This window comes from Curtobacterium sp. B18, assembly GCF_000333375.1.
GTDB lineage: Bacteria > Actinomycetota > Actinomycetes > Actinomycetales > Microbacteriaceae > Curtobacterium.
In genome coordinates this window covers 1-3,924 of the sequence record NZ_BACZ01000464.1, presented here as the reverse complement: position 1 = coordinate 3,924, position 3,924 = coordinate 1, and the positions used below count along the sequence as shown (strand labels likewise).

Here is a 3,924-nt window from a genome sequence, read left to right as displayed (position 1 = left end):
AGATCCGCACCCTACGGCTCGAAGACCGCCTGGTGCTCGATGCCGCGTTCGCGCTCTTCCTCCGCGACACCACGCGCCTGCAGGCCGCCGGGCGTCGAGCCGGCAGCGCCGAGGCCTTCCGCCGGGTGCTCGCGCGGACCGCCCTCGCGATGCCGTCGACCCCGCTCGTCGTCCGGGCCCTCGCCGCGGCGGGCGACGACGCCGCGCAACGCGACCGGGTCCGGCTGCTCCTGCAGGTGTTGTTCCGCCAGTCGGAACGCTACCTCGAGCGGGTCGTCATCGAGCACGGGTGGACGAGCGGGAGCGGCGTCGGTCGTGACGCACGGACGTTCTGGAGCGCGGTGTTCGGCGCCACGCTCCTCGCCGACGCCGGGGTCACCGGCGGCCCGTCCGACCTCGACCTCGCCGGGACCGTCTCGATCCGCGAGATCCGCGAGATCCGCTAGATCCGGCGCCTCGCTGGAATCCGGACGGGTCCGGTCACTCGCCGAAGCCGGAACGGACGAGCGTCACCAGGGCGTCGACTGCTTCGGGGGCGTCCTGCCCGGTGCCCTCGATCGTGACGGTGGCCCCCTTCGGCAGCGCGAGCGCCATGATCGCGAGCAGGCTCTTGGCGTCCACCCCGTTCACCCGCACGGCGGCCGCGAACTTCGCGGCCGTCTTCACGAACTCCGCGGCGGGCCGGGCGTGCAGCCCGCTCTCGTTCACGAGTTCCACCGTCTCGGACGCGGCCGCCTCGTCGACGGGCGGCGTCCCGGAGACCGGTGCCGCGCCTCCAGGACCGTCGTCGGACGCACTGGAGGCACGGCTCGCGTCCGTCCCGGAGGCTGCGGCAGACGCGGCAGCGGCCAGGACCGCGTCGACGTCGCCGCCGGTCTGCGCGGCGACCGCCGCGGCGACGGTCCCCTCGACCAGCGGAGCCGGCGAGACGTGCACGCGCGCCCGGGCGTCGTCGTCGAGGAAGTCGAGCGCGGTGTCGGTCGTGAGGTAGGCGGACCCGAGGTCGCACAGCACGACCACGGCGTCGGCCGCACCCAGTTCCTCGATGCCGGCCGTGATCGCTTCGAACGAGGTCCCGATCCCGCCGTCGTCCGTGCCGCCCGCGGCGACCATCGGGACGTCGGCGGCCATCTGCCGGGCGAGCTCGACGGTGCCGGTCGCGATCGACGCGCTGTGCGAGACGACCAGGATGCCGACGCTCACGCGGCGTCCACGGCCGCACGGAGGATGTAGACCGTCGACTGCGCACCCGGGTCACGGTGCCCGACCGCGCGCTCCCCGAGGTAGCTGGCCCGACCCTTGTGGGCGACCAGGGGGTCGGTCGACTCGGCGCCGGTGGCGGCGGCGTCCGCCGCGGCCGCCAGCACCCGCTCCGGTGCCTCGCCGGCTGCTGCGGCGGCGGCCGCGGCGTCGACGGCGGGCGACCAGGCGTCCACCATCGTCTTGTCGCCGACGGCGGCCTTGCCCCGCGACACGATGCCGTCCCGCGCGGCGGTCAGGACCTGGACGAGCGTGTCGGCGTCGAGCTCCGTCTCGTCGCCCGCAGCCTGTGCTCCCTTGAGGTACGCGGTCCCGAAGAGCGGCCCGGCGGCCCCGCCGACCGTCGAGATGAGCTTCGTCGCGACGACCTTGAGCACGGCTCCGGGGGTGTCGAAGGAACCGGCGTCCACGGCCTCGAGCACGGCGCGGAAGCCCCGGTCGAGGTTCTCGCCGTGGTCGCCGTCACCGATCTCGCGGTCGAGCGTGACGAGCTCGGCCCGGTGGTCGTCGATCGTGGCGGCGGTGCGTCGGACCCAGTCGATGGCCCATGCGGTGTCGAGCGCCAATTCGGTGTTCCTTCCTGGAGGGTGGGCGGTGGGTCAACGTCCCCAGCGCAGTGCCGGGGTCTCCACCGGTGCGTCCCAGAGGGCGGTGAGTTCGTCGTCGAGCACCGTGACGGTGAGCGAGAACCCCTGCATCTCGAGGGATGTCACGTAGTCGCCGACCAGGCTACGCGCGACGTCGTGGCCGCGGTCGGTGAGGACCTCGGCGGCGCGTCGGTACACGATGTACAGCTCGGACAGCGGTGTGCCGCCCATGCCGTTCACGAGGAGCAGCAGCTTCGACCCGGCGGGAGCGGCGAGGTCGGTGAGGATCGGTTCGAGCACCCGGTCGACGAGCTCGTCGGCCGGCGCCATCGGGATGCGTTCGCGGCCGGGCTCGCCGTGGATGCCGATGCCGAGTTCGACCTCGTCGTCGGCGAGGGTGAACGACGGCTCGCCGGCGTGCGGGACCGTGCCGGAGGCGAGCGCGAGCCCCATCGAGCGGGTGACGTCGTTGACGTGCCGCGCCACGGCGGCGACGGCGTCGAGGTCGTCGCCGCGCTCGGCTGCGGCGCCGGCGCACTTCTCGACGACGACGGTGCCGGCGACTCCGCGCCGGCCGGCCGTGTAGAGCGAGTCCTGGACGGCGACGTCGTCGTCCACCACGACCGACTCGACCCGGATGTCGTCCATGCCGGCGAGCTCGGCGGCGGTCTCGAAGTTGAGGACGTCCCCGGTGTAGTTCTTCACGATGTGGAGCACGCCAGCTCCCCCGTCGACGGCCTTCGTCGCGGCGACGATCGGGTCCGGGGTGGGGCTCGTGAAGACCGGCCCGGGCACCGCGGCGTCGAGCATGCCGTGTCCGACGAACCCGGCGTGGAGGGGCTCGTGCCCGCTGCCGCCACCGCTGACGATCCCGACCTTGCCCGACACCGGGGCGTCCGCGCGGTGGATGTGGATCGGGTCCTCGACGAGGACGACGTGTCCGGCGTGTGCGCGGGCGAACCCGCGGACGGTTTCGTCGACCACGGCCTGCGGATCGTTGATGAGCTTCTTCATGCTGACCTCCACGGGGTGCGGGCGATCGCGAGGCAGCACCGCCGTCGTCGACCGGAGTGCCCTCAATCTACATCGCCACCCCGGGCGACCGTTCCTGCCGTGTGCACGTTCGTGCACGCCTCCGAGGGGTGCCCACCGACCTGGGATGCGCGAGCGCACACGGTCCGTGCACGTTCGTGCACAATCGCGCACTTCCCTCACCGATGCGTCGCGATCCGCCGATGCCCGTCAGTATGCTCGGCCCCAATCACTCAACGGGGAGTGCCGGCGCTGTACCACCGGACCCCCACCCTCACGCACTGGAGGTCACCGATGGACGGCATCGGCGTCAATTTCCTGTCCGAGCTCGTCGGCACGGCGATGCTCATCATCCTGGGTGGCGGCGTCGTCGCCGCCGTCTCGCTGACGAAGTCCAAGGGCTTCGGAGCCGGCTTCCTCATGGTCACGATCGGCTGGGGTTTCGCGGTCTTCGCCGGTGTCACCGTGTCCTACAGCTCCGGCGGCCAGCTCAACCCCGCGGTCAGCCTCGCGCTCGCCATCCTCGGCAAGATCACGGTCGGGGAGATGTTCCTGTACTGGATCGCCCAGCTCATCGGCGCGATCATCGGTGCGGTCATCGTCTGGCTCGCCTACAAGCAGCACTTCGACGAGGAGCCCGACGCGGCCGCCAAGCTCGGCGTGTTCTCGACCGGCCCGGCCATCCGCTCGTACGGGTGGAACGTCGTCACCGAGATCATCGGCACCTTCGTGCTCGTCTTCGTCGTGCTCGCCTTCACCAACGGCAAGACCCCGGCCGAGCTCGGCGCCGTCCCGGTCGCCTTCCTCGTGATCGCGATCGGTGTCAGCCTCGGTGGCCCGACCGGTTATGCCATCAACCCGGCACGTGACCTCGGTCCGCGCATCGCCCACGCCTTCCTGCCGATCAAGGGCAAGGGCTCGAGCGACTGGGCGTACGCCTGGGTCCCGGTCGTCGGACCGCTCGTCGGCGGGGCCCTCGCGGCCGGCCTCTCGACCTTCCTGCTGCCGATCGCTTCCTGATCGTCTTCACCCCCACCACCCGAGC

Annotated in this window: 5 protein-coding genes; 2 read left to right on the top strand and 3 right to left on the bottom strand. The window is 72.1% G+C overall.

The genetic code is table 11. The annotated features are described in order from the left end of the window. The coding region (locus tag I5E_RS12465) for a TetR/AcrR family transcriptional regulator C-terminal domain-containing protein (protein WP_022907273.1) at positions 1-446 on the top strand (446 nt) is incomplete at its 5' end. A gap of 34 nt (positions 447-480) precedes the next feature. On the opposite strand, the gene dhaM is transcribed toward I5E_RS12465, so the two are convergent. The 3 genes from dhaM to dhaK are packed head-to-tail and all read right to left on the bottom strand — an operon-like array spanning position 481 to position 2,861. Then, positions 481-1,203, bottom strand: coding sequence for a dihydroxyacetone kinase phosphoryl donor subunit DhaM (dhaM, locus tag I5E_RS12460; RefSeq protein ID WP_022907272.1), 723 nt, complete (start codon positions 1,201-1,203; stop codon positions 481-483). Further along, the gene (gene dhaL, locus I5E_RS12455) at positions 1,200-1,826 is read right to left on the bottom strand and encodes a dihydroxyacetone kinase subunit DhaL (RefSeq protein WP_022907271.1); all 627 of its coding nucleotides are present in this window, start codon (positions 1,824-1,826) and stop codon (positions 1,200-1,202) included. Before dhaL ends, dhaM begins: the two co-directional genes overlap by 4 nt. A 33-nt stretch (positions 1,827-1,859) precedes the next feature. Beyond that, complete coding sequence (gene dhaK, locus I5E_RS12450; protein WP_031262554.1) at positions 1,860-2,861, bottom strand: dihydroxyacetone kinase subunit DhaK; 1,002 nt, start codon at positions 2,859-2,861, stop codon at positions 1,860-1,862. 312 nt (positions 2,862-3,173) lie between these two features. Here dhaK and I5E_RS12445 point away from each other — a divergent pair, with 312 nt between their 5' ends. Next, positions 3,174-3,899, top strand: a complete 726-nt coding sequence (locus I5E_RS12445; protein WP_022907269.1) for an MIP/aquaporin family protein — start codon at positions 3,174-3,176, stop codon at positions 3,897-3,899. Positions 3,900-3,924: the final 25 nt, after the last annotated feature.

Coding starts and splice junctions, on each gene's coding strand:
- I5E_RS12445 (WP_022907269.1), top strand. CDS start 3,174: ATGGACGGCATCGGCGTCAATTTCCTGTCCGAGCTCGTCGGCACGGCG.
- dhaK (WP_031262554.1), bottom strand. CDS start 2,861: ATGAAGAAGCTCATCAACGATCCGCAGGCCGTGGTCGACGAAACCGTC.